The 23,877-nt window shown below is 60.9% G+C and carries 20 protein-coding genes; 7 read left to right on the forward strand and 13 right to left on the reverse strand.

The window, feature by feature from the left end; genetic code table 11:
• Positions 1–10 precede the first annotated feature (10 nt).
• Both K0U62_02875 and K0U62_02880 read right to left on the reverse strand, forming a co-directional pair.
• Positions 11–535, reverse strand: coding sequence for a hypothetical protein (locus K0U62_02875; protein MCH9800463.1), 525 nt, complete (start codon positions 533–535; stop codon positions 11–13).
• Between the two features lie 245 nt (positions 536–780).
• Entirely contained in the window at positions 781–1,860 is a 1,080-nt protein-coding gene (locus K0U62_02880; protein MCH9800464.1) for a PQQ-dependent sugar dehydrogenase, read from the reverse strand.
• Positions 1,861–2,296: 436 nt separating this feature from the next.
• On the opposite strand from K0U62_02880, the gene K0U62_02885 reads away from it, so the two are divergent.
• Entirely contained in the window at positions 2,297–2,776 is a 480-nt protein-coding gene (locus K0U62_02885) for a transglycosylase family protein (protein MCH9800465.1), read from the forward strand.
• A 160-nt stretch (positions 2,777–2,936) separates the two neighbouring features.
• Here the strand turns inward: K0U62_02885 and K0U62_02890 are convergent, their stop codons facing one another.
• Positions 2,937–4,835 carry a C40 family peptidase gene (locus K0U62_02890; GenBank protein ID MCH9800466.1) on the reverse strand — a complete coding sequence of 633 codons (1,899 nt, stop codon included), beginning with the start codon at positions 4,833–4,835 and terminating at the stop codon, positions 2,937–2,939.
• A gap of 202 nt (positions 4,836–5,037) precedes the next feature.
• On the opposite strand from K0U62_02890, the gene tmk reads away from it, so the two are divergent.
• Together tmk and K0U62_02900 are read left to right on the forward strand one after the other, a co-directional pair.
• Positions 5,038–5,664: a dTMP kinase gene (tmk, locus tag K0U62_02895; GenBank protein ID MCH9800467.1), complete on the forward strand. Its 627-nt coding sequence runs from the start codon at positions 5,038–5,040 to the stop codon at positions 5,662–5,664.
• Positions 5,661–6,860 carry a DNA polymerase III subunit delta' gene (locus K0U62_02900; protein MCH9800468.1) on the forward strand — a complete coding sequence of 400 codons (1,200 nt, stop codon included), beginning with the start codon at positions 5,661–5,663 and terminating at the stop codon, positions 6,858–6,860. The genes tmk and K0U62_02900 overlap by 4 nt, the downstream gene beginning before the upstream one ends.
• Here K0U62_02900 and K0U62_02905 read toward each other — a convergent pair.
• Entirely contained in the window at positions 6,850–7,722 is an 873-nt protein-coding gene (locus tag K0U62_02905) for a hypothetical protein (GenBank protein ID MCH9800469.1), read from the reverse strand. The two genes, K0U62_02900 and K0U62_02905, sit on opposite strands and share 11 nt — an antisense overlap.
• Positions 7,723–7,865: 143 nt before the next feature.
• Here K0U62_02905 and K0U62_02910 point away from each other — a divergent pair, with 143 nt between their 5' ends.
• On the forward strand, positions 7,866–9,401 hold the full coding sequence (locus K0U62_02910; protein MCH9800470.1) for an alpha/beta hydrolase: 1,536 nt from the start codon (positions 7,866–7,868) through the stop codon (positions 9,399–9,401).
• Between the two features lie 64 nt (positions 9,402–9,465).
• Here K0U62_02910 and cysE read toward each other — a convergent pair whose 3' ends face one another.
• The 6 genes from cysE to K0U62_02940 form a co-directional block, all read right to left on the reverse strand.
• A complete protein-coding gene (gene cysE / locus K0U62_02915; GenBank protein ID MCH9800471.1) occupies positions 9,466–10,170 on the reverse strand; it encodes a serine O-acetyltransferase in 705 nt (234 codons plus the stop codon).
• Positions 10,170–11,102 (reverse strand): cysteine synthase A, encoded by a 933-nt coding sequence (gene cysK / locus K0U62_02920; protein MCH9800472.1) that lies wholly within the window; start codon positions 11,100–11,102, stop codon positions 10,170–10,172. Before cysK ends, cysE begins: the two co-directional genes overlap by 1 nt.
• 65 nt (positions 11,103–11,167) lie before the next feature.
• Positions 11,168–13,870, reverse strand: a complete 2,703-nt coding sequence (gene topA, locus K0U62_02925) for a type I DNA topoisomerase (protein ID MCH9800473.1) — start codon at positions 13,868–13,870, stop codon at positions 11,168–11,170.
• A 220-nt stretch (positions 13,871–14,090) separates the two neighbouring features.
• On the reverse strand, positions 14,091–16,463 hold the full coding sequence (locus tag K0U62_02930) for a sodium-translocating pyrophosphatase (GenBank protein ID MCH9800474.1): 2,373 nt from the start codon (positions 16,461–16,463) through the stop codon (positions 14,091–14,093).
• Between the two features lie 207 nt (positions 16,464–16,670).
• Entirely contained in the window at positions 16,671–17,054 is a 384-nt protein-coding gene (locus K0U62_02935) for an ATP-binding protein (GenBank protein ID MCH9800475.1), read from the reverse strand.
• Positions 17,054–17,389, reverse strand: coding sequence for an STAS domain-containing protein (locus K0U62_02940; protein MCH9800476.1), 336 nt, complete (start codon positions 17,387–17,389; stop codon positions 17,054–17,056). Before K0U62_02940 ends, K0U62_02935 begins: the two co-directional genes overlap by 1 nt.
• A 451-nt stretch (positions 17,390–17,840) precedes the next feature.
• Between K0U62_02940 and K0U62_02945 the strand changes: the two genes are divergently transcribed.
• Both K0U62_02945 and K0U62_02950 read left to right on the forward strand, forming a co-directional pair.
• Complete coding sequence (locus tag K0U62_02945) at positions 17,841–20,126, forward strand: DEAD/DEAH box helicase (protein MCH9800477.1); 2,286 nt, start codon at positions 17,841–17,843, stop codon at positions 20,124–20,126.
• A gap of 264 nt (positions 20,127–20,390) precedes the next feature.
• Positions 20,391–21,311: a DUF1295 domain-containing protein gene (locus K0U62_02950; protein ID MCH9800478.1), complete on the forward strand. Its 921-nt coding sequence runs from the start codon at positions 20,391–20,393 to the stop codon at positions 21,309–21,311.
• 974 nt (positions 21,312–22,285) lie between these two features.
• Here the strand turns inward: K0U62_02950 and K0U62_02955 are convergent.
• The 3 genes from K0U62_02955 to K0U62_02965 all read right to left on the reverse strand — a co-directional run bounded on the left by K0U62_02955 (position 22,286) and on the right by K0U62_02965 (position 23,270).
• Positions 22,286–22,648, reverse strand: a complete 363-nt coding sequence (locus tag K0U62_02955) for a hypothetical protein (GenBank protein MCH9800479.1) — start codon at positions 22,646–22,648, stop codon at positions 22,286–22,288.
• Positions 22,648–22,974: a pilus assembly protein gene (locus tag K0U62_02960; GenBank protein MCH9800480.1), complete on the reverse strand. Its 327-nt coding sequence runs from the start codon at positions 22,972–22,974 to the stop codon at positions 22,648–22,650. Before K0U62_02960 ends, K0U62_02955 begins: the two co-directional genes overlap by 1 nt.
• Before the next feature lie 113 nt (positions 22,975–23,087).
• Positions 23,088–23,270, reverse strand: a complete 183-nt coding sequence (locus K0U62_02965; GenBank protein ID MCH9800481.1) for a DUF4244 domain-containing protein — start codon at positions 23,268–23,270, stop codon at positions 23,088–23,090.
• 308 nt (positions 23,271–23,578) lie between these two features.
• On the opposite strand from K0U62_02965, the gene K0U62_02970 reads away from it, so the two are divergent.
• Positions 23,579–23,877: hypothetical protein (locus K0U62_02970; GenBank protein ID MCH9800482.1), on the forward strand; the 299-nt coding region annotated here is incomplete at its 3' end.

Raw genomic sequence — 23,877 nt, forward strand, 5'->3', positions numbered from 1 at the left:
GGGTAGACCGCTAAAGGACGACTCCCGCTTCGGTCCCATCAGTGGTCCATTCCGACGGGGGCACGGTATCCGCCCCAATGCCGGTGTCCGGCAACTCCAAGTAGGTCACCGGGTTGGGGAAGTCTAGGTCACCATCGAGGATTTGCTGCAGCGTGTCGGGGCAGGTGTAGTCCTCGCCGTACTTCCAGAAGGTCTCCCACATTTTCATCGTGACCTGATCGCCAGAAGTGTCCATTTCAATGCGGTGGCAAAAGTAGGTGTCCGTGCCGAGCCCCGGAATCTCGTTGAAGATGATGCCCGCCTGCCACAACTTCGTCGGATCATCCTTGTCGTACACATCCCAGCCAGTGGTGCATTCGACAGTCAGGGTGTTGTTTCCGGCACCCGCATCTTTGCCCCAGAGGATGGTCACGATTCCGTTGGGCATACCGGTTGCCATTTGCACGTTCTGCGCACCACCGGCGGTCTTGCCTTTGGCTACGTCCCAGACGAGCGACTGTCCCGGGCCATAGGAACCGAAGATTTGCCGCGGCACCGTCGCACCACCGGTGAACCCTTGGCCGTCTTTGACGCAATCACTGACCTGTTGGCCCGACGAGGCTGGTGTCGCGGTCTCGTCCGGCGAACTCGTAGATGTGGACTAACTGGCCACCAGTAACGCAGCAACCAGCAGCGAGGGGACAAGAAACTTGGGCATCATTATCGCTCCCGGGATCGTTGAACGATTGGCAGCCTATCGGGACTGCCGCAGCCTTCACAGGAAGAGAACTACGAAAGCAGCTAGCCCGGTAGTTCCACCCGAAGCAGCCGGTCGTCCTTAGGCTGCGGGGATCCGCGCCCGTCGGTGTTGTTCGTGGCCACCAACAAACTGCCACTTTCGGTGACGACGACGTCCCGCAACCGCCCGTATTCGCCAGCGAACCAGTCAACGGGGTCCCCGGCACTGTCCCCAGCGAGCGAGACTTGCCACAGTCGTTCCCCGCGCAGGGAAGCGATCCAGGCCGATCCATCGGCGATGGCCATCCCGGAGGGACTGGCGATCGAAGTCGGAGACCATTGAGCGGCAGGTTGAGCGTACTTGTCATTGTCACAACGCCCCTCGCACTCTGGCCAGCCATAGTTCGAGCCTGGTTGGATCTGATTGAGTTCATCGACATCGTTCTGGCCAAACTCACTGGCCCACAGCCTGCCATCCTCATCCCAGGCCAGCCCCTGCACGTTGCGGTGCCCTGAGGAATACACCGGCGATGTCGGACCTGGGTTACCCTCGGCCGGTTCGCCGTCGCTGGTTATCCGCAGAATCTTGCCAGCCAAACTTTGCGGATCTTGCGCGAGTTCTGCTTGACCCGCGTCGCCCGTACCGACGTAGAGGAATCCATCGGGGCCAAAGTCGATGCGCCCACCGTTGTGGATCGGCGCTTTGGGGATACCGGTGAAGACCACCTGTTGTCCAGCTAGTTGCTCACCGTCCCAGTCCAACTTCGCGATGCGGTTGTCATCCGCAGCCGTGTAGTAGACGTAGACGGATGCCCGACCTTGAGTGGCTTCCGGAGAAATCGCGATTCCCAACAGACCGCCTTCACCACCGGGTACGACTCCCTCAACATCTGCCACCTTGCGGGGCTGTCCGCCGGTATCAATCACCGAGATGGTGGCAGTGTCTCGGTGAGTGACCAGCAAATCGCCATCAGGTAACAGCGCCATTCCCCAGGGGGCCGCGAGGTCGGTGGCAGCATTCCCCACAACTTCAGGCACCGGCTCACCGGGATCGGGGGACACCAACGGTTCAGACACGGTCGTGCTGCACGCCGCTAACAGCGGCAAGGAGAGCAAGGCAGCAACAAGACGGATCACGCCCATAGTGTCTCTCAGAAAGCCGGTTCCCGCCTCGGCAGGAGTGAGCCCAGCGAATCTCCGTGGGCTTTGTGCGTGCCGACTCCACGTGCCGCTTCAGTCCAGACAGCAGAGATCGTATGCCGTTGCAGTGCGCACGCCGGAGCAGCATTACCTCCATCAGTACACCGACTGGACCAAAGTTCAAGCGATAGTCCGGCGCCACAATGACCCGAACGCGCTCCGCTACCGGCTCTTCACTTCGCTGGCTCTGAAAGTGGCGCAGATCACACTTTCTCATGATCAACATGTGACCTGGCTCATTGTCGATTGACGTGTGACTCCCGCAACCTCGGGAAGAACAGGTGTGGTGGATAACCACCTGGTAAGCCCCGTTGCTAGTACCGAAATGTCCGCGAGGCGGGCCTTACGGCGCGAGGGGACCTACAACGAAGGAATATCTGTGCGAAGCACAACTGCCCTGTCCGCTGCTGCCCTGACGGCCGCGTCCGCCCTGCTGGTGGGTCCTGCGGTTGCCACCGCAACGGCTGCACCTGCCGCACCCAGCGCTACTGGGGCCGAGCAGACCACTGCTGCGGCCGCTGCTACTGCGAGCAAAAAGAGCAAGAAAGCAAAGGTCCGGCCCAGCTATGTGAAGAAATACAAATTGAAGAACTCGGACTTGCGGCAGATCAAGCAATCCCGCAAGTGGGCTAAGTCTCCTAAGGCCAAGGCGGTTCGCTGGTGCGAGTCGAACGGTCGTTACAAGATCAATACCGGTAACGGCTACTACGGCGCTTGGCAGTTTGCCTACGGCACCTGGCTGGGCAGTGGCGGTGGCCGCTTCGAGTCCCATGCTCATAAAGCGCCTAAGTTCGCGCAGGACCACATTGCCTGGAAACTCTGGAAGTCGCGTGGCTGGCAGCCCTGGGGCTGCGCCTAAGCAGCAGTCGCGCTAGTACTAACTGAGCCCGGTCAACCCCAAAGGTTGGCCGGGCTCAGTTCATATCGGGCGGCGAGTTGCGTGCAACTACGTTCGTCCATCCCGACCGGACTCCGGCCAATCCACTGGCGCACAACCATAAGGACTCACTGCGGTGGACTTAGCCGACGACACTCTCGTCTAGCGGCGTTGGGCTGGGCTTAGCAGGTTTGTCACCGGCAGGTTGCTTGTCTTTAGAATCCGGCTTCGCCGACGAGTCACCCGTGCTCTTGCTCGGCTTGTCCGCGGGCTTGTCCTGCCCCGCTTCGTCGGTAGTCTCCTCCGGCGCTGGTGCTGGGTCGGGATTCACATTGGGGCCTAGGAATGAGACATGGATATGGTCAACATGGTTAGCCGTGCAACCACCGCGGTTCGACATACCTCGCCATTGATTCGGTGGGACAACGGGACTACCAGCCACCCAGATTCGCTGGTTCCAAATAATGTACTGCACCTCAAACTTGCCTGAGTTCTGCATGAAGAAGGTAGCGATCACATCACCGAGACCAGCGTTCTTCTTCTCGGTAGAACAGCCCTCCGGCAGCATTAAGTCGATGGCCCGGCCAGAAGGATGATCCGGATAGGGATCCGATTGTCGCCAACCACCGATACTGGCTAGTTGCGGCCAAGTGGCGGCAGCACAACGACCACCCCGGACCGCTGCTGGCTGCATATTTCCTTCACCGAAGATGGCACTGGGAGGACAACTGTCCGGGTTGTTGAGCACCTTGCCGTCGGGGAGTTTCACGAAGCCGCGCGGGTCAGCACCACATTGGAAAGGCCGCTTGTCCGGCTTCGGGACGCTGTTGGCTTTGCGTGGACTGTCGAGGACCGGGCGTCCCACTTTCCATACTCGATTGTGGGGAATCCTGACTGCGTTTACACCGCCAGTCCCGGCATCCGCAGCAATCATCAGGTCGTCGCGGACCACGATGCCCACGTGATTGACACCCCGCTTGTTGTTTTGCAGGAATACCCAATCACCCACGTTCAACTTGCTGCTGGGCAGTAGCCGGGTGCGCTCGGCGACTCCGCGGACACCCCCGGCAGGCAGCGGCCGCTCGTCGGTGCGGTTAGCTTTCGGAGTCGCAGGGATGTTCCAGGACCGGTCAACAAGTGCAGCGCAATCCATTTCTTTTTCGGTATTGGTGCGCCACTTGTAGCCAGTACCCATGCGTGACACCGCATAGGTGACGCTAGCAACAACCTGTTCCGGCAGCAGGACTGACTTCTTGTCCCCACGGCTCCAGTAGCCAATCCCTGGGTCGTTGGCGCGTTGCACCACCCCGGCTGGCAACTGGTCTTGCTTGATGTCTTTCCCGGTGACCGCTGGTACTCGCCAGTTAGCAAGCCGCGACAGGTAGCGAGACCACTCGGCCGCCGCCTCACCATTAAGTTTGGCTTGTTCGGCCGAGTACAGCGAACCCTCCCCAGCCAGGAACTTGGCCCAAGCTGCCACGCCATCCGCCATCTCCTGACGCAACCCAGCCAGTTGAGTATCCAGCGACTCAAGGGTGGCAGCAGCAGCCTTTTCTGCAGATTCTGCGGCGACTTTCATCTCCTGGTTGCGGGCCAACAACGCTACCGCTTGGTCATACTGCAAATCTTTACGGTCGCCCACCCGAAGGGCCTCGTCAGCAACGCGGGCTGACGCCCCCGGATCATCGGTGTCGATCATCGAAGCAATGACACTGAGGTCGGTCGGGCCGTTCATGTACACGGCGCGGGCATATTGACCGACGGTCAACCGGGCAGCCGTTGCCGCTTCCTCGTTGCGCTCAACCTCAGCTTCCATCTCACGCGCTTTGGCCTTGGCATCGCGATACTTATCCCGTGCCGCCTCGCGCGCGGCCTGAATCTCAGTGAGGTCCGTTTGCATCAGGCTGGACCGCAGCTCATCCGGAGAATCTGAAGCAGCGGCCGGTCCCGAGATTGCGGGTACGACGAGAAGCCCCATCGCCGCTGTAGCGGCTGACAGAGCTAGGGGAAGAGCGCGGCCAGCGCGCCAGAAACTCGTCATTGCTTTCAACCTAAACTGATATCGGCACCTCTGGGGGCCTGCTTGAGAAACTGGGCGAGACCTGAGGGTGTGGAAACCCCCCAAACCGCGCGAATCGGACGCTACTGATCGCTGGAAGGTGGCGAATATCACCATGTACCGGCCACCCTCGGTCACTCGCCCACACACCTCGGCCTAGGCTGCAGCCATGGCCGGCTCCGCAATGAACTCCCGCCGCGGAGTCTTTCTGGTTTTTGAAGGCGGTGAGGGCAGTGGCAAATCCACGCAAACCCGACTGCTCGCTGCCGCCATGGAGCGGCTTGGCCACACCGCAACCATCACTCGAGAACCAGGCGGCTCCAAGCGAGCCGAAAGCATCCGCAACCTCATTCTCGGCGCGGGGTCTGCCGACCTCGATGCCCGCACCGAAGCGCTGCTCTTTGCCGCAGCTCGAGCTGATCACGCCGAACACACGATCAGGCCGGCACTAGCAGCAGGAGACGTGGTGATCTCTGACCGCTACATCGACTCATCAGTTGCCTATCAAGGCGTGGCTCGGGGCCTAGGGGCACAAACGATCCGCGACTTGAGCATGTGGGCCACCGATGACCTGACGCCAGCGCTCACCATCGTGCTGGACGTCGACCCCTTAATCGGTTTGAAAAGAGCCGAGGATGCCAACCGGTTGGAAGCTGAGCCACTTGCTTTTCATCGCTGCGTGCGACAGGCCTTTCTCGATCTCGCCGCCGCTGAACCAGATCGCTACCTAGTTGTTTCGGCCGACGATTCCGCGGCGCAGGTCCACAGCAGCATCTGGCAGGCACTCACCAATCGAGGAGTGACGGCATGACCTCAGCCAGCGTGTGGGACCGCGTGATCGGTCAGCCAGCAGCCGCCGCGGAGCTTCGGCAAGCGGCGGCAGCTGCCCACGGCCAGGGACCCGCTCATGCCATGACCCACGCTTGGTTGATCACCGGACCTCCCGGCTCGGGACGAACAACCGCAGCAGTTGCACTGGCCGCCGGGCTGATCTGCCCGACCGGTGGCTGCGGCAACTGCGCCGCGTGTCTAGCGATTGTCGGCGACAACCATCCGGATCTCGACGTGGTGCGCTCGACCACGCTCAGCCTGGGTAAGGATCAGACGAAAGCGCTGGTAACCAAGTCCTACGGAGCACCGGTGTCGGGTGGCTGGCGGATTTTCATCATTGAAGATGCCGACCGGATGACGGAGGCCGCTGCCAACACGCTGCTCAAGGCAATCGAGGAACCGGTGGCCGGAACGGTGTGGCTGCTGTGCGCCCCGAGCACCGAAGATCTGCTGCCCACCATTCGATCGCGCACTCGCCACATCGCGCTCCGGGTTCCAGCAGCAGCCGACGTCGCACGTTTGCTGGAGTCGGAGGGGGTCGATCCAGCTATGGCCTCATTTGCCGCACATGCTGCCCAGGGCCATGTTGGCAGAGCGCGGGCACTAGCAACCGACGAAGCCACTCGAAATCGGCGAGCTGAAATCCTGCGGATACCTCGGCGACTCTCCGCCATCACCGACGCTTTCCAGGCAGCTGCTGATCTGAAACGTACCGCTGAGTCAGATGCGAAGTCTCGGACGCAACAACTCGACGAAGCAGAAAACGCAGAACTGCTCGAGGTGCATGGCGCCGGGGCCACTGGCGTCAAAGACGCGAAAATTCGATCGATAGCGAAACGAGCGATGGCTGATCTAGCCAAAACGCAGCAACAACGCTCGTCCCGATCGGTACGCGACGAACTAGATCGCTATTTTCTGGATCTGATGAGTTTCTACCGCGACGTGCTCATGCAACAACTCGGCGCCAGCGTCGAACCGGTCAATGTCGACATGGCCACGGTCATCGACCAACTGGCACAAGGAGATGATCTCACCAACACCATGTTGCGAATTGATGCGTTGGCAGCCGCCCGCGATCAACTCGCTAGCAACGTTCCACCGCTACTGGTGTGCGAAGCCGTGATGGTGCAATTGTTGCATCCGGTGCGACCTAGTTCAGGTCCCGCTACGAGCTAGCCGATCCCGGGTCAGCGACTCCTTCAGCCAACTCCACGGCGCGCAGACCCTCGGTGTAGGCGGCGAGTTCGAAGACCGCGTTCTCCAGGGCGGTGCTGGGTGCCGTACTGGGGTCCGGGGCGCTCAGCATCTGCAGCGCTGCGTTGAGCAATTCCTCGTATCGTCCGACACCCGCCTGCAACCTACGCCGAATTTGTTCCGCACTCGCCAGTGCAGTTTCTTGCGCCGGTGTTCCCGCCATCTCGATGTTGACTCGATGCAGTAACTCCAGCCGCTGCACCAATGCCGCCATAGCCGGAGCAGCCTCCCAGTCCGCTCGACGCAACTCCAGAGCGGCGTCCTGATGTAGGTCAGCGATGGTGGGGACTAGCGAAGCTAGCTGCAGTCTCACTCGGTGCAGATGAGCCGATTCCGCTGCACCGATAACCCCTTCCGGCAACGGACGCGGCGGGGGCGGCGGGGCCAGCAATGGCTGCGGAGGTTGCAGTGTCTCGAGTTGCCGCTTGGCACTACGGGCCGAAACGGCTCCCACCACCGCCACTGGTGCTCCTACGAAGAACAACGCTTCCGGTCCAGCCACCACAAAGTCCGCGATGGCCGCCGCAGCACCTGCACCGGCCACAACCGACATGTACCTGACCCGACTGCGTAGCCGTGAGAGTCGAGAACGGTATCGACTTTGCGCATGGTGATACTGCTGTTGCTGCTTTTCATAATCCAGCGTCATGCGGTCATGCTGGTCGCGTGGCTGCCCGCCGCGTTGCCATCCAGCTCGAAAAGCCGCGGCCGTCGCGGTGAACTCAGCCAACCCCTCGCCGATTCGGGAAGCCATCTTTCGCGAGGAGTCCTTCTGCCGACCCATCCCCCCACGGTAGAACTGAAAACGTTCAATAGCGAGCCGCACCGGGGCGGGTGCCGGGAACCACACCGGAATCCGTAGAGTCTGAGAAGTACGGACCGCTGTGCGTTGGGCGCGACGACCGTGGCAGCGATGTGGAGTACTAGATGAGCAAGCCAGTTCTCGCCGTGATAGCCGGACTGAGCACCGCCCTGCTCGTCGGCTGCACCTCAGCCTCCGCTCCGGAACCGAGTTTCGATGGAAGCAGTGCCGAGCCTCGTGACCTAGCCCTCGCCGAGTACTACGACCAAGAACTGCAGTGGGACGAGTGCGCAGGTGGGGCGCAATGCGCTGATCTGCGAGTACCACTCGACTACGACGACGTTACTGCGGGCGACATCACCATCGCGGTATCCCGACTGCCAGCCAGCGGCGAGCGTCGGGGCTCATTGGTCTTCAACCCGGGAGGTCCTGGCGGCAGCGGTGTGGAGTTTGTTCCCTATGCCAGCTCCACGGTCTCACCAGCAGTGCTTCGCAAATACGATTTCGTTGGCTTTGATCCCCGTGGTGTCGGCAAGAGCGAACCGATTGACTGTCTGACCGATGAACAAACCGATCAAGTATTGGCCGCCGACACGGATCCACAGACGGACGAAGAAATTGCTGAGTACCAGGCCGACACTCAACTGATCGCCAAGGGCTGCGAGAAAAACTCCGCAGACCTGTTGGCCCACGTGGACTCAGCCTCCGTGGTCAACGATATGGACATCCTGCGGGCTGCCTTGGGGGATCCCAAATTGGACTACCTGGGCAAGTCCTACGGGTCCAAACTCGGCGCCATGTACGCCAACACCTTTCCGCTGAGCACCGGGCGGATGGTTTTGGACGGAATCCTGCCTCCTGATTTGCCCAGTGAAGAAATCTCTCAGGGCCAAGCGGAGGGCTTTGAAGATTCCCTGCGCCGTTACGTCGAATGGTGTTTAGCAGGCAGCAACTGCCCGCTGACCGCTACCGATGTCGATGGCGGGGTACAGGAGATCCAACAGCTCTTCGACCAACTGAATAACGAACCGCTTCCCGTCGACGACCGCGAACTCACCGGCGGACTAGCGATGCAAGCAGTGCTCTACTACTTGTATTTCCCCTTTGCCGGGGATTGGGATCGACTGAATCGTGGGCTGGCCGAAGCGTTCGCCGGCAATGGGCGTCCGTTGGTCACCATGCTGGATGAGCGCATCGAGCGGGATTCCGCTGGTAACTACAAGAACAACGGCAACAGCTACGACGCTTTCGTGGCGATCACCTGTCTCGATGACGGTAGTGAGGCGACAACGGCTGAGGTAGCCAAGCGCGCAGAAGAGTGGGCTGAGACCGCTCCCACCTTCGGCCCGGCCCTGGCGTGGTCCGAGTTGGTGTGCCTCGACTGGCCAGTGCCCTCAGTGGAATCCCCAGGTAAAGCTGAGGCGGTGGGGGCCGGGACCATTCTGGTGGTCTCCACCAGTCACGACCCCGCCACCCCGCTGCCATGGGCGGAGCAACTGGCCGCTGACCTGGCTGACTCCCGATTAGTCGTTGTCGATGCAGATGGTCATACCGCCTACCAAAATGGCTCCGCCTGCGTTGACCGGGCAGTGAATGAGTTCCTACTGACTGGCACTCCACCAGCCGAGAATGTCATCTGCGAGGACGGCTGGGACTTCTAGCAGCCACGGTCATTCGGCCAGCCTCGATGATCTCGACGCGCGACCGATGGCAATGCTGCTGCGATTAGATCACGAAGTCTTGATCCGCGAAATCCTCACCGCGCCAGATGCCGTCTTCTGGCGCATGCGGGCCAGACGCCACTTCGCCACTCGTTGAACGTTCCAACGACTCCACTCGACGCAGCAGTGACACCAAGGTAGATCCCACCGCGTCGGGGACGTCGTTTTCTCGCTCACTAACGGGCGGAGTGGCGGGACTGGTCCGGGTGACCACCTGGCCCGGGACGCCAACCACTACTGTTCCCGCCGGAATATCGTGCAGCACTACGGCATTGGCTCCGATCCGGGCATTTTCACTCACGGTCACCGGTCCCAATACCTTCGCGCCCGCGCCCACCACCACATTTGCGCACAGCGTGGGATGCCGCTTGCCCTTGTTAAGACTAGTTCCGCCCAGAGTCGCGCCCTGATAGATGCTGCAGTCGTCCTCGACGATTGCAGTCTCCCCGATAACGACGCCCATACCGTGGTCAATAAAGACGCGGCGGCCCAAGGTCGCGCCCGGATGAATCTCAACACCGGTGAGAAACCTGACAAAGTGTGCCCAAAGGCGGGCCATAGTTCTTAGGCGATGCCGCCATAACCAGTTAGCCAACCGATGCCCCCACAGGGCGTGCAAACCCGGGTAGGCAAGAACGATCTCGAACTTGTTGCGAGCGGCAGGGTCCCGCTCCTGAACGGTGCGGACGTTCTCCCCGAACTTACCCATTAGTCCAGCAGATCAGCGAAGAGCGCCGTGGACAAATACCGCTCACCGAAGGACGGGATAATCACGACGATAGTCTTGCCAGCCATCTCTGGTCGGGCTGCTACCTGGCTCGCGGCCCATACCGCGGCGCCAGACGAGATACCGATCAGGAGCCCTTCCGTGCGGGCCATCCGGCGGGCCATCACCATGGAGTCTTCGGCCGGGGCTTTGATGACCTCGTCAAAGACCTCGGTGTCGAGAATGTCCGGAACGAAACCGGCACCGATGCCCTGGATCGGGTGTGGGCCTTTGGCGCCACCGGACAAGATCGGCGAAGCCTCGGGCTCCACTGCAACGATCTGGGCGTCCGGCTTGCGCTCTCGGAGCACTTCACCAACTCCGGTGATGGTGCCGCCAGTACCCACGCCAGAAATCAACACATCAATCTCGCCGTCGGTGTCCCGCCAGATCTCTTCTGCGGTGGTGTTGCGGTGGATCGCTGGATTCGCTTGATTCGCGAACTGTTGCGGCATGAACCAGTCCTGGTTCTCCTTCAGCAACTCCTCGGCCTTGCCAATCGCGCCACCCATTCCCTCAGGGCCGGGAGTGAGAATCAACTCCGCGCCATAGGCGCGCAGTAGTGCCCGACGTTCTTTGCTCATGGTTTCGGGCATGGTGATCACAAGCCGATAGCCCCGCGCGGCGCAGACCATTGCTAGGGCGATTCCGGTGTTACCGGAAGTGGGTTCGACCACGGTCCCACCGGGTTGCAGCAAACCAGCGTCTTCTGCTGCATCGATCATGGCGACGCCGATGCGATCCTTCACACTGTTGGCTGGGTTAAAGAACTCGAGTTTGCCCAGCACCTGGGCACCGGAACTTTCCGAAATTCCCCTTAGTCGTACTAGCGGCGTCCCACCGACCAGGGCAGTGATGTCGTCGGCAACCTTCATGGCTCTCCTCATGTCACGGACCCCCTATCCTTGCAGGCGACTCGAGCGCCAGCACAGAGTGGTCACTATTTACTTGCGGAAGTTTTCTTCGCTGTGGCTTTCTTAGCCGTGGTCTTCTTCGCGCTCGATTTCTTAGCCGCACTCTTCTTCGCGCTCGATTTCTTAGCCGCACTCTTCTTGCGTGACCGCTTTTTGGCTGGTCCCTTGGCTCGTCGAACCTGCAACAGGTCCGAGGCCCGCTCGATGGTGATCTCCTCGGGATTTTCGTCCTTAGGAATGGTCGCGTTGTATTCGCCATCGGTCACGTACGGACCGAAACGGCCCTCCTTGACCACCACTTTGTTTCCCGACACCGGATCGGTGCCGAGATCGCGTCCGGGAGAACTCGCGCGTTGACCGCGGCGCCGCGGCGGCTCCGCCAGTATCCGCAACGCCTCTTCCAGGGTCAGCGTGAAAAGTTGTGATTCCTCGGTGAGCGACCGGCTCTCTTTACCTTTGGAAATGTAGGGGCCGTAACGACCGTTGCGAGCGATGATCGGTTCCGCCTGCTCAGTATCAGCGGGATCGAATCCGATCTCCCGCGGCAAAGTGAGCAACTGCACCGCTTGATCCAAGGTGACCGTGTCCAAGGCCATGTCCTTGAACAAGGAAGCGGTGCGCGGCTTCTGCTTACCGGCGTCCTCAGGTAGCACTTCGGTGACGTATGGGCCGAAGCGGCCGGACTTGGCGACGACTAGCAGTCCGGTGTCCGGGTGATTGCCAAGTTCCCGGTCACCACGGGGTTGGGCGTAGATCTCCTCGACTGCTGCAGCGGTGAGTTCATCTGGCGCCATCCCTTCGGGAATATTGGCCCGATCGTCCTCGTCCCGCTGCAGGTAGGGTCCATATTTGCCCACTCGCAGCACCGCGTCACTGCCATCGATCGCAAACGTGGACAGCGCGCGGGCATCAATATCTCCCACCTTGTCGATGAGCGGCCGCAACCCATCAAAGCCAATACCGGCATCACCCCGATAGAACCGCTCCAGCGCTGCCAGCCGGGAATCGTCACCGTTGGCGACTGCGTCCAGCGCCTCTTCCATCCGAGCGGTGAAGTTGTAGTCCACAAGATCGGCAAAGTGGTTCTCCAACAGCCGGATCACGGTCATGCCTAGGAAAGAGGGCACAAGCGCGGTACCGCGCTTCGCCACATACTCCCGATCAATGATCGTGCTGATGATGGACGCAAACGTCGATGGCCGACCAATGCCCATCTCCTCGAGTGCTTTGATCAACGATGCTTCGGTGTAGCGAGCAGGTGGAGAGGTGCGATGGACTTCCGCGGCCAAACTGGCCGGATTCACCTGATCCCCGGTTTGCAGCATTGGTAGCTTGTTGGACTTCTTGCGGTCATCGTCACCGTCAGGATCGGCGTAGGCGGCCAAGAAACCAGGAGAGACGATCACCGTTCCAGATGCCGAGAACTCAATGGCACGCCCATCCGCACTTTCAACCGCCAGTTTGACCGTAGTGGTCGCAATCTTGGCGTCCACCATCTGCGAAGCGACCGTGCGCTGCCAGATTAGTTCATACAGCGCGAACTCATCCCGACTGACTGAACCAGAGACCTCGCCAGGAGTGCGGAAGTTATCGCCCGAGGGCCTAATCGCCTCGTGTGCTTCCTGAGCGTTCTTCACCTTGCGGTCGTAGGTGCGGGGCTTGTCCGGCACGCTGTCAGCGCCGTACAACTGTTTGGCCTGCCTACGAGCTGCCGAGAGAGCTTGGGAGGACAGCGAGGTGGAGTCGGTGCGCATATAGGTGATATAGCCACCCTCGTAGAGCCGTTGCGCCACATCCATGACTCGCTTGGCGGTCCATCGCAGCCGACGACCTCCCTCTTGCTGCAACGTGGAAGTCATAAAGGGGGCACCGGGACGGCGAGTTCCTGGCCGCTGGTCAACCGCGGAAATCGCAAAGTCGCGTCCAGCCAAGTCGGCCACCAACTGTTCGCTGGCGGCGGCATCGAGCACCAGCACCTTCTTGTTGGTCAGCTGGCCGTTGTCATCGAAATCCTTACCGCTGGCAATACGCTGCCCATCGACTGAGTACAGCCGAGCGGCAAACGAACCGGGCAGGAACTCACCTTTGATATCGGCGTACTCAGCCGCTACGAAAGCGATCCGCTCTCGTTCTCGCTGCACGACGAGCCGCAGCGCCACGGACTGCACTCGGCCAGCGGATAGCCCGGGGGCCACCCGACGCCACAGCACTGGCGAGACTTCATAGCCATAGAGTCGATCAACGATCCGCCGGGTCTCCTGGGCATCAACCAAGTTGGTGTTAAGTTCTCGAGTATCCGCGGCCGCGGCTTGGATCGCTTCCTCAGTGATCTCGTTGAAGACCATGCGGCGATACGGAATTTTGGGCTTCAGTACCTCGATGAGATGCCAAGCGATCGCTTCGCCTTCGCGGTCTTCATCAGTCGCAAGCAGAAGTTCGTCGACCTCAGCCATGGCTTGTTTGAGCTCACGGACTCGGTCCTTCTTGTCGCTACTCACTACGTAGAGTGGTGCGAACTCGTTCTCGATATCAACGCCAGTCTTGGCCCAGTCAGTGCCCTTGTACTTCGCCGGCACGTCAGCAGCCCGCTGCGGCAAATCTCGAATGTGACCAACGGAAGATTTCACGGTGTAGCCGCGGCCCAAATAGTTCTGGATAGTCCGTGCTTTCGCCGGCGACTCCACGATCACCAAACGGCGCACACCGGAATCGGTGCCTGGTGTTGTCACTGCTGCTGCCTTCCGGAAGGTACTGGCCGTGGTCCGCAGTCTGCGGCCTGAACCACCCCTATTGTCAAGGTCTACCACCGCTTTCACAGCAGTGGTATCCCGCCAGCATGGTGCCACGACCAGACTATTGACGCATGAGTCGGCCCCCGAAATCGCACGGATTCCGGGGGCCGAGGCTCGTTGACGTCAGCTCAAACTGACGCCGACAACGTCACCGTTGTCAGCTCTTGCTGACATCCACGACGTCGTTGTCGTTGTTGTCCTCGTCAGCATCGCTCACGGCGATGGGACGAGACTTGCTGATGACCACGGCGACAACCACGATGGCAACAGCAACGCCGGCGATCGACCAGCGCAGCACATCGTTACCTTCCAAGGTCAGCGACACGACCGCAGGAGCAACCAGCAGCGCGACCAGGTTCATCACCTTGATCAGCGGGTTGATCGCTGGGCCAGCGGTGTCCTTGAACGGATCACCAACGGTGTCACCAATAACAGTGGCCTCGTGGGCCTCAGAGCCCTTGCCACCGAAGTGACCGTCCTCGACGTACTTCTTGGAGTTGTCCCAAGCGCCACCCGAGTTGGACAGGAAGACCGCCATCAAGGTACCGGTGGCGATGGTGCCGGCCAGGTAGGCACCGAGGGCACCCACGCCTAGACCGAAACCAACAGCAATCGGAGTAAGCACAGCCAGCAGCCCTGGAGTGATCAACTCACGCAGCGAATCGCGGGTCACAATATCGACGACCTTGGCATATTCCGGCTTCGAGGTGCCTTCCATGATCCCCGGGTCATCGCGGAACTGGCGACGAACCTCGAAGATCACCGCGCCAGCCGCGCGGGAGACCGCGTTGATGGCTAGACCGGAGAAGAGGAACACTACGGAAGCACCAATGATGAGGCCGACCAGGTTGGAGGGATTGGCGATGTTGAGTACACCCAGGTACTGAATGGCATCTTGCTCGCCAACGCTGGCGGCCACATCAGCCGCCGACGCGAAGATCTCCTGGGTTGCCCCCAGCACCGCATCCCGGAAGGCGCCAAACAACGCCGTAGCTGCAAGTACCGCAGTGGCGATGGCAATGCCCTTGGTGATGGCTTTGGTCGAGTTACCAACGGCGTCCAGGCTGGTCAGGATGGCAGCACCCTCACCCTCAACGTCACCGGACATCTCAGCGATGCCCTGCGCGTTGTCGGATACCGGACCGAAGGTGTCCATCGAAACGATGACGCCAACGGTCGTTAATAGACCCGTACCGGCCAGCGCGATCGCGAACAGCGACAGCAGAACTGAGCCACCACCAAGCAGGAAGGCTCCGTAGACCGCACCCGAGATGAGCAGTGCGGTGTAGACCGCTGACTCCAGACCAAGGGAAATACCGGACAGGATGACCGTTGCCGGGCCAGTGAGCGAGGTCTTGGCGACATCGTCAACCGGGCGACGGTCAGTCTCGGTGAAGTAGGCGGTCAACTGCTGAATCGCAGCGGCCAGCACGATACCGATCAGCACAGCGGCGATAGCAAGCACACGTGGGTTAAAGGTTTCCACCGACAGCAGACCCAGGTTCTCGGTCACTAGGCCCTTGATCTCAGTGAGCCGCTCTGGCAGCAACCAGAAGGTGGCGGCCACCACGAGCACGGCCGACACAATCGCGGAGATAAAGAAGCCGCGGTTGATGGCTTGCATGCCGGAGCGATCACTGGCTCGCGGCGAAACCGCGAAGATACCAATCACCGCGGTAATCACACCGATGGCCGGAACAACCAGCGGGTAAACCAAACCGAGTTCACCGAAAGCGGCCTTACCCAAGATGAGTGCGGCGACCAAGGTCACCGCGTAGGACTCGAACAGGTCAGCAGCCATACCGGCGCAGTCGCCGACGTTGTCACCGACGTTGTCAGCGATGGTGGCCGCGTTACGCGGATCATCCTCGGGGATGCCTTGCTCGACCTTGCCGACCAGGTCCGCACCGACATCAGCAGCCTTGGTGAAGATACCGCCACCCACTCGCATGAACATGGCGAGTAGCGCAGCGCCGAAGCCGAAGCCCTCAAGAACCTTGGGCGCTTCGCTCTGGTAGACCAGCACCACGATGGCGGCGCCGAGCAGACCCAGTCCAACAGTGAACATGCCAGCAACACCACCGGTGCGGAAGGCAATGCGCATGGCGCCTTGCTCGTTCTCCTCACGGGCAGCAGCGGCGACGCGAACGTTGCCGCGCACAGCGAGCCACATTCCCATGTATCCGGTTAAGCCGGAGAAAACGGCACCAACGAGGAAGAAGATGCTTCGTCCGATCTTCTCCGAGTCAGTCTCTGCCGGGAGCAGGAATAGTACGAAGAAGACCACCACGGCGAAGATAGCCAGGGTCTTGAACTGGCGGCTGAGGAAGGCAGAAGCGCCTTCCTGCACTGCTCCAGCAATGCTCTTCATATTGGGTGTGCCTTCGTCCGCGGCCAGCACCTCCCGAACCAATAGCCCCGCTACACCCAGAGCCAGCGCGGCAACAACCGCGACAGCAGAGATGATGGCGATACTGGTTCCGGAAAGCTCGACCACGCCGAGAGCGGCAAGGTTTTGCACGGAATTCAACTCCTCTTTCGATGCGCTGCCCGGTGACGAGACCGCGCCTGGTGATTGTGCGATGGATCCCCATGTTGACCTCGATCTACACCCACCCCATGGGTAGAAAGGCGATCCGGCGCAAAGTTTACGGGACGAATCCGAGTGCCCCTACCACGGGTCCCGTTGCAGCCCAGACGACTGCTGCTGTGTGGTTACGGGGCTCCTGATCGTCAACTAGTTGATTAATGGCCAACTCAATCGGACGGTCTGAATTCCGGAACCATCCTGAGCGATTTCGCTGTCAGGTGCGAGGGCTTGAATGAGCTGAAGTGACAAGCCCATCTCGTCTTGGTCCGCCACTGCGGCACCGGTCAGATCATCCGCCACTGACACCGAAAATCGGTCGGCGCTATCGGTCATGACGACTGTGATCTCACCAGCAAGATCCGCCTGTTCCGCGCGATGCACCGAAAGCGCCACCGCCTCACCTACGGCCAGTCGCACATCGTCTAGTTGATCGTCCGCCATTCCGGCTCGACGAGCTGCGGTACTAGCCACCAGCCGCGCGGTGCGTGCCTGATCAGCGGCGGCTGGGACTCGCAGCATTGCCTGCGACATCAGTCAGCTACTCCGTCGGGCAGCGTTGGACTGAGCGACATTGCCTGGTCGAGCCCGGTGATGGTGAACACCTTGCTGATCTTGTCATCGGCGGCGACAACTCGCAGCCCACCGCCGGCTTCCTTCGCCCATTTAAGAGCCTTCACCAGAACGCTGAGCCCCGTCGAATCCAGAAACCCCAAGCCGCGAAGGTCCACCACCACGTCGTGCTGGCCATTAGAGATCATCTCGCCCAGAGCAAGTTCCAGATCGGTGGCGGTGTGCACATCGAGTTCCCCGGTCACCGAGACAACCGTTGTTGATCCTGACTGTCTCGTCGTGATTCCCAGATCCACGTCGCCTCCTGTGGCCGTTGGGTGTCGGACCTCACTGACACTCTGGTCCGTAATGGATTTACTTCATCATCTTGTACGTATGCATTTGTGCGACGGCGGCTCGGCACGGGGGTTACCCGTCACCACTTCCCCGCAGTCAGGTGCCACGATATCCCGAACCGCAGGGCTCCGGGCCGATCCTGCCCGAGATCTTGTGGCAAATGCTGCCGAGGCAGGCCAAGATGCCCCGGGAGCAAACGTCAGGCTCCCAGGAACCACAGGGCAACGTCCGAATCATCGCCCAGTCCCTGGCGCCGCTGGGGCTTGGCCGAGCTTCGAGCCCAGCTCGGGCCGCCGACATGGCACAGCTAGCCGAGAATGCTGTCATATGCACAACCAGTTGGTTGTCGGAAAAAAGAGATCGGCATAGGAACCGGCAGCGATCACTCGCGAATAGGGCAGGTAGCAGGGAATGAGTGGCGAACGACTGACAACTCCGTCAGTTCGGAATAACTCAGCGGCAGTGTCGGCTGCTGAGCTCATCGCCGCCGCAGATCAGGCCGTCGGCGGTGCACTGAGCGCGGTGGAGATTCCGGCCAATCGTGGTGCAACTGCAAACTGGCCCGACTGGGTGGATCCAACGCTGGTAACCGCATTGCAGCATCGTGGGATCAAGCAGCCCTGGCAACATCAGATTGCGGCGGCCGACCTTGCTCATGCCGGACGCAACGTGGTCATAGCGACTGGAACGGCGAGTGGAAAATCGCTGGCGTACTGGCTACCAGTGCTCACTGCTGTGAACAACGGGCGCGGGACTGCCCTGTATTGCGCCCCGACCAAGGCGCTGGCCCAGGATCAGCTAGCTCGCCTGCTGAATCTTGACCTGCCCGGAGTCACTGCCGCCTGCTACGACGGTGACACCCCCAAGGATGTGCGCCCCTGGATACGACGCAAGGGAAACTACCTGCTGACTAACCCTGACATGCTGCACCGCAGCATCCTTCCCGATCATCAGCGTTGGACGTCGTTCTTACGGCGGCTGCGCTATGTGATTCTGGACGAGGGGCACACCTATCGGGGCGTTTTTGGATCCCATATGGCTGCCATCATGCGTCGATTGCATCGCCTGGCGAAGGCTGCCGGTGCCGAACCTACTTTTATTGTTACCAGCGCTACCTTGGCCCAGCCGCAAGAAAGCGCCGCCACACTTATCGGCCAACCAGTGACAGCGATTACTGATGACACCTCCGCCCGCGGAGCCACTACCGTCTTGATCGCCGATCCATCACCCGAGGAGGGTGGCGCCTTTGGCGCCGTGGCCGAGACGCTAGCGGCCTGGACAAGTGCCGGGGTCAGTTCGCTCGGCTTCATCCGCTCCCGCGCTGGCGCGGAGTCGATGGCGACCGCGGTGGCTGATCGGCTACCTGCGCCGGAGGATGCGGCAGCGGTGGCTCCCTACCGCGGTGGACTGCTGCCTGAGGAGCGACGCGAGATCGAATCCCGACTGCGCGACGGTCGACTTCGGTGCGTGGCCACCACTAGTGCATTGGAACTGGGTGTCGATATCTCAGGGCTCGACGCGGTAGCACTGTGTGGCTGGCCTGGCAGAAGATCCTCATTCCTGCAACAAGTTGGGCGAGCAGGTCGCGAGGGGAAGGCAGCCGTGGCAGTTCTCGCGGCACAGCAAGATCCACTGGATCAGTTCTATGCCCGACACCCCAAGCAGATTCTCGCCGACGGGGTAGAAGCAGCGGTTTTTGATCCAGCGAACCCCTACGTGCTCATCCCGCATCTCGCGGCAGCGGTCGCCGAACAGCCAATGACTTCTGCCGAGGCCGAAGCCGTGTTTGGCCCCGCCGCCGCTGATGCGCTGCTGGCACTAGCCGGTAAGCGACTCATTCGCCAACGGGGGGAGCGGTGGTTCTGGGTGGATCGGTCACGAGCCAGCGATCTCGCCGACCTACGCAGTTCCGGCGCCTCGGTCACGGTGATTGAAGCGGATACCGCCCGAGTTCTAGGGACGGTGGATCGGGCGGCTGCCCCGGCGCAGGTTCACCCGGGTGCGGTGTACGTGCACTTGGGAGTTGTGCACCTCATTGAATCTTTGGATCTGGAGCAGGGTGTAGCTGTGGCCCACCGGGAAAACCCCGGATACACAACAGTGGCGCAATCGGTCAGCGACCTGCAGATTCTCGCTACCGCCGAAAGCCGACCATCCGGGGCCGGCACCATGCACTTTGGCGACGTTGAGGTGGGCAGTCAGGTGGTGTCGTTCCTACGGCGACGGGCCGGAACCGGCGAAATACTCGGCTCGGAGCCACTGGACCTACCCAGGCAGCAGCTTCGTACTCGGGCGGTGTGGTGGCAGCTACCCGATCCGGATTTGTTGAACGTGGACCCGCAGCGCATCCCCGGTGCTGCTCACGCGGCAGAGCACGCAGCGATTGGCATCCTGCCGGCGCTAGCTACTTGTGACCGCTGGGACATTGGCGGCCTGTCTACCGAAAGGCATCCTGATACGGGACAACTCAGTATCTTCATCTACGACGGCCACCCCGGTGGTGCCGGATTTGCTCGACGTGGATTCGAGGAGGCCTACCGCTGGCTGGGGGCAACCCGCGACGTGGTCTCGGCTTGCTCCTGTCGCGATGGCTGTCCTGGCTGCGTGCAATCACCCAAATGCGGCAACGGCAATGAGCCCCTCGACAAGGCCGGAGCGATAGCGCTGCTGCAACTACTGCGACCCACAGCACCCTGAACTCACCAGGTCGCCTACCCACTGGGCTCGGCAACCTGCCGCACCACGGCACACCAGATCCTGCGGGGAAATAGGTTTGCTCCCCGAAAAAGCGGGTAGCCCTGCTGCAGTCACTTCGCTCTAGGCGACTGAAACGACAGTGGCGATATCGAAAACTGAACGATGTAACGGCAGGTCAACGATGTCAGTGGGTTGGGCTTCTGGTCCGAACCGTGGGCGGCGGTGATCTTGCTGACATGGCGTAGCAAGACTGAGGAGCATCCCATGAAACAGTTCCGTGACCACCTGACTGACGCTCTGCCGTACCTGGCGACTCTGGTCGTGTTGTGTGCGTTTGAGCCATTCCGAGCCTTCGCGCTCACCAATGCCGCTGTCCAGGCGACGCTCTTTGTCGCCGTGGCACTCATCCCGGCGAGCAAGACCGATCGAATGTCCTACGTCGACCTGGCGTGGCCGATCGGACTGGTCGCCATCGGGCTGCAGGCGATGCTGTTCACCGCCCCGGGAAATCTGGCTGGCTACCTCATTGCAACCCTCTACCTCCTCGCGGGTGGCCGGCTTGCCGCTATGGCAGTCATCGGGTGGCGTAAGGGCTGGCTGAACAAAGAGCTGCCGCGATACCAGTACCAGCGGATTCGTTGGCAGGAACGAGGTTGGCAGCAGCGGCCCGCCATGCTCTACGAAGTTTCGAGTCAAGGGCTGGCGAATATGTCGCTACTGGCGCTACCGGCGATCCTGACGGCTACCACTTCAGCCGCGGCAGGTCCGCTCCTAGCATTGGGCGCGCTGATCTGGATCATCGGAATCTCCATTGAAGTGCTGGCCGATACTCAGAAAGCACAGTTCATGATTCGAAACGCCCGCTCCGGCAATCGCTCCGAATATTGCGCTGAGGGCCTGTGGCGATTCAGTCGACATCCGAATTACTTTGGCGAGTGGCTGGTGTGGACGGGCCTCGTCGTCGCTAGCCTGCCGGCCGCCCTTGCCGCGAGTATCCCGGCTGTCGGCGCAGCGTTGCTGACCTTGGGGCTGCTCTCAGTTCCAGTGCTGATGTATCGAATTCTGACGCACTACTCCGGTGCGGTACCGAGTGAGCACTACACGGTCCAAGCTCGACCGGGCTATGCGGACTACCAGAAGACCACGAATATGTTCTTCCCCGGACCCACCAAGTCGGCTGTGTAAATCACGGAGGTTTAGACATGCCTGCTACGGCCCAGCCCCTGACACCTCTGGGCGCGAGGTGGACGGTGCTACGCACAACCGGAGGTGAAAGCAGCAAACGATTCGCTTCCGGGGAAACTCAAGTCAATAGTTAGAGTCTTTATCGATAAGGTGCGGGACGGTTTGCCACTTTCGCCAAAGGGTGCGGCAATCTGACAGCAGTTTCGGGTGTTGATTGGTAACCAGTTTCTGCGCTCGGCCTAGGTCCGCCTCTCGCTCAGGGTGAGGCATTGCGACCCTGGCGGGGTCGACCTTACCCGTCGATCTCGCCTCCACCTCAACTATTAGTTCGCGAACTCTCGCCAGACTGTCGGAATCAACCCTTCGGGCTTCGCAGCAGAGGAGATCAGCAAAGGCAGATACCACGACTTCGGGCTCGTTGACGGCAGTGGGAAAGGGCAAAAGACGGAGGCCGTGACGGTAGCGCCAGGCTCGACGGTAAAAGTGCCGGTACCAGTAGAGCCCGGCACCGGCAGAGAGTTCCTCCCGAACCATAAGGCTCGCAACGCAGTCCACCGGCTCGCGAACTAACAGAACGGTTGGGATACCCAAGCGATGCCCCGCCGCCACCGCAGCAGATCCGTGGCTGTGGCTCCAATACCTCAGTTCGGGAAAGTGGACATGCACCAAGAGGGCAACGTAGGTATTGGCCGAACGGGGGAAACCTTCGATCACAACATCAGTCGATTCGGAGGGAAGCGTGAAGCGTGACGACAACCTGGCTGCGACTCGAAAAGCAACATCGGAATCGTACAAGGCACTACGCGCGATCCACCGGGCGTCTGCCAACATCCAGTTGCCAGTTGGAGCCGGGCTGGGAGTCACCACGGCACGCTATCAGCGGACCCACGACTTTCCCGCCAACCCGTAAACGGTTGCGGGTCTAAGTTCGGGTCTAGCGACACGCTGACGACAACTACCGAAGTAGCAAGCCCTCATCCGATCGCCGCTTCCGCTGGTAGCAGCTCTGCCGCTGACTCCATCTCGATGTTGTCCCAACCCGAGAGTCGCGACACCGCAGCAGGCGTTGATATAGCCACCTGAACCTCGACTGTGGCACCCCGCGGGTAGCAGTGCAGGAGGCGGGCGGAATTCTGCTTCGCGACAGTAGCAGCCACTTGGCAGGGACCTGGCTGCTGCAGTAGCGCTCCAGCTGCCGCCAAGGCGACTGCGTCCGCAACAGCTTCAGCGCGACCACGTGACACAGCACCGGCTGTCAGTGCCGCTGCAATGATTGCGCTACCAATCACGAATACAGTCCCCACGAGCAGTAGCGATAGTGATCCCCGGTCAGACATCACGCCGCCGGTTCTTGGGCCACTACTAGTTGCGACGACAAGTGCGCCCCCAACCCGGCAAGTCGGGGAACTGGGGCTCGCAGGTGGTAGTTGGTGGTCACGGTGATGAGGTCACCCTGCGGCTTCGCCGCCACTCGCACATTCGGCAACACCCGTTGAGCTAGCTCAGCGGCCTCCGCAACCGAGGTGCCACTGGCGATCTCGCGCGCGGCAGATCTCGTTGCCGCGTCCAACTGACCCTGCACCTGACCTACGCGCAACAGCCACGACGCCAGCAAGACGACGATGAGTAGGGCCGGGATCATCAGCGCAAACTCCAGCGTCACCATCCCGGAGTCTCGCCGGAGAAACCCGCAGCCGCCTCGACATCGACTCGGGCCTCCGGCCCGTGCGCCACGCTGGCGGTCGCAGCGTGAATGCACGGACCGGAACCCCGGGACTACGCGAATAGGAATGAGAAGGCCCATTCCATAACCCGTTTGATGAGTTCCATCGCCCAGTCGCTCGTCAGCAGTTTGATCAGGATTCCTCCCAGCCCGGCAACTGCGACCGTGCCAACTGCATATTCCGCAGTTGTTAGGCCGTCCTCCTCCTTGACTACTCGGTCCACTATCTGTGGCATTGCCAACTCTCCCTTCTGCGGCTCCCACCGCCTCACGTTCCGGCGTGCCAACCGGCATCCGAATCCGATCCGATTGATCCCGGATCTGGATTGCCCCAACTGTCGATCGGGTCTAGAGCGGGACACTTATCGACCGGGTAGTTGGGGATGACTCAGACAGGTACTCGATTGGGGAATCTCGTCACGTAGCGGGCGTTAACGCTCACCAGGACATCGAGAGACACACCGCGCTGCGGGGACTAACGACCACAAAATGACTAGGATCCAAGCAACGGAGGGACTCTGATCCGAGTTATGAGGAGAAATCAATGAACAAGATCTTGAGGGCGCTGGCCCTCGGTGCGGGCGCCCTAGCCTTAATAGTGGGCGGAGTGCTGGCGCCCAACGCCGCACAAGCGAAAAGGCCTCCGGGCTACGAAAAGTGCGGTGATGGCACATTCCATGTTTTGAGTAAGGGCGACACCATTACCGATGACGCCGGCACCACCAAGAAGGTCAAGAAGGGCTACTACGAAACCTTCGTCTACAGCGACGGTGTAATCAGTTGTTACGACGCGTCTCGCTTGTTCCATAACTTCCTAGGGTGGGAAGCCACCTACGAAAACAA

Source organism: Actinomycetes bacterium (assembly GCA_022599915.1).
GTDB lineage: Bacteria > Actinomycetota > Actinomycetes > S36-B12.

Bases quoted from the DNA above. Each gene is read 5' to 3' on its own strand.
- K0U62_02880 (MCH9800464.1), bottom strand. From the start codon at position 1,860: ATGGGCGTGATCCGTCTTGTTGCTGCCTTGCTCTCCTTGCCGCTGTTA.
- K0U62_02890 (MCH9800466.1), bottom strand. From the start codon at position 4,835: ATGACGAGTTTCTGGCGCGCTGGCCGCGCTCTTCCCCTAGCTCTGTCA.
- tmk (MCH9800467.1), top strand. From the start codon at position 5,038: ATGAACTCCCGCCGCGGAGTCTTTCTGGTTTTTGAAGGCGGTGAGGGC.
- K0U62_02900 (MCH9800468.1), top strand. From the start codon at position 5,661: ATGACCTCAGCCAGCGTGTGGGACCGCGTGATCGGTCAGCCAGCAGCC.
- K0U62_02905 (MCH9800469.1), bottom strand. From the start codon at position 7,722: ATGGGTCGGCAGAAGGACTCCTCGCGAAAGATGGCTTCCCGAATCGGC.
- K0U62_02910 (MCH9800470.1), top strand. From the start codon at position 7,866: ATGAGCAAGCCAGTTCTCGCCGTGATAGCCGGACTGAGCACCGCCCTG.
- cysE (MCH9800471.1), bottom strand. From the start codon at position 10,170: ATGGGTAAGTTCGGGGAGAACGTCCGCACCGTTCAGGAGCGGGACCCT.
- cysK (MCH9800472.1), bottom strand. From the start codon at position 11,102: ATGAAGGTTGCCGACGACATCACTGCCCTGGTCGGTGGGACGCCGCTA.
- K0U62_02935 (MCH9800475.1), bottom strand. From the start codon at position 17,054: ATGTCGCAGGCAATGCTGCGAGTCCCAGCCGCCGCTGATCAGGCACGC.
- K0U62_02945 (MCH9800477.1), top strand. From the start codon at position 17,841: ATGAGTGGCGAACGACTGACAACTCCGTCAGTTCGGAATAACTCAGCG.
- K0U62_02950 (MCH9800478.1), top strand. From the start codon at position 20,391: ATGAAACAGTTCCGTGACCACCTGACTGACGCTCTGCCGTACCTGGCG.
- K0U62_02955 (MCH9800479.1), bottom strand. From the start codon at position 22,648: ATGTCTGACCGGGGATCACTATCGCTACTGCTCGTGGGGACTGTATTC.
- K0U62_02965 (MCH9800481.1), bottom strand. From the start codon at position 23,270: ATGCCACAGATAGTGGACCGAGTAGTCAAGGAGGAGGACGGCCTAACA.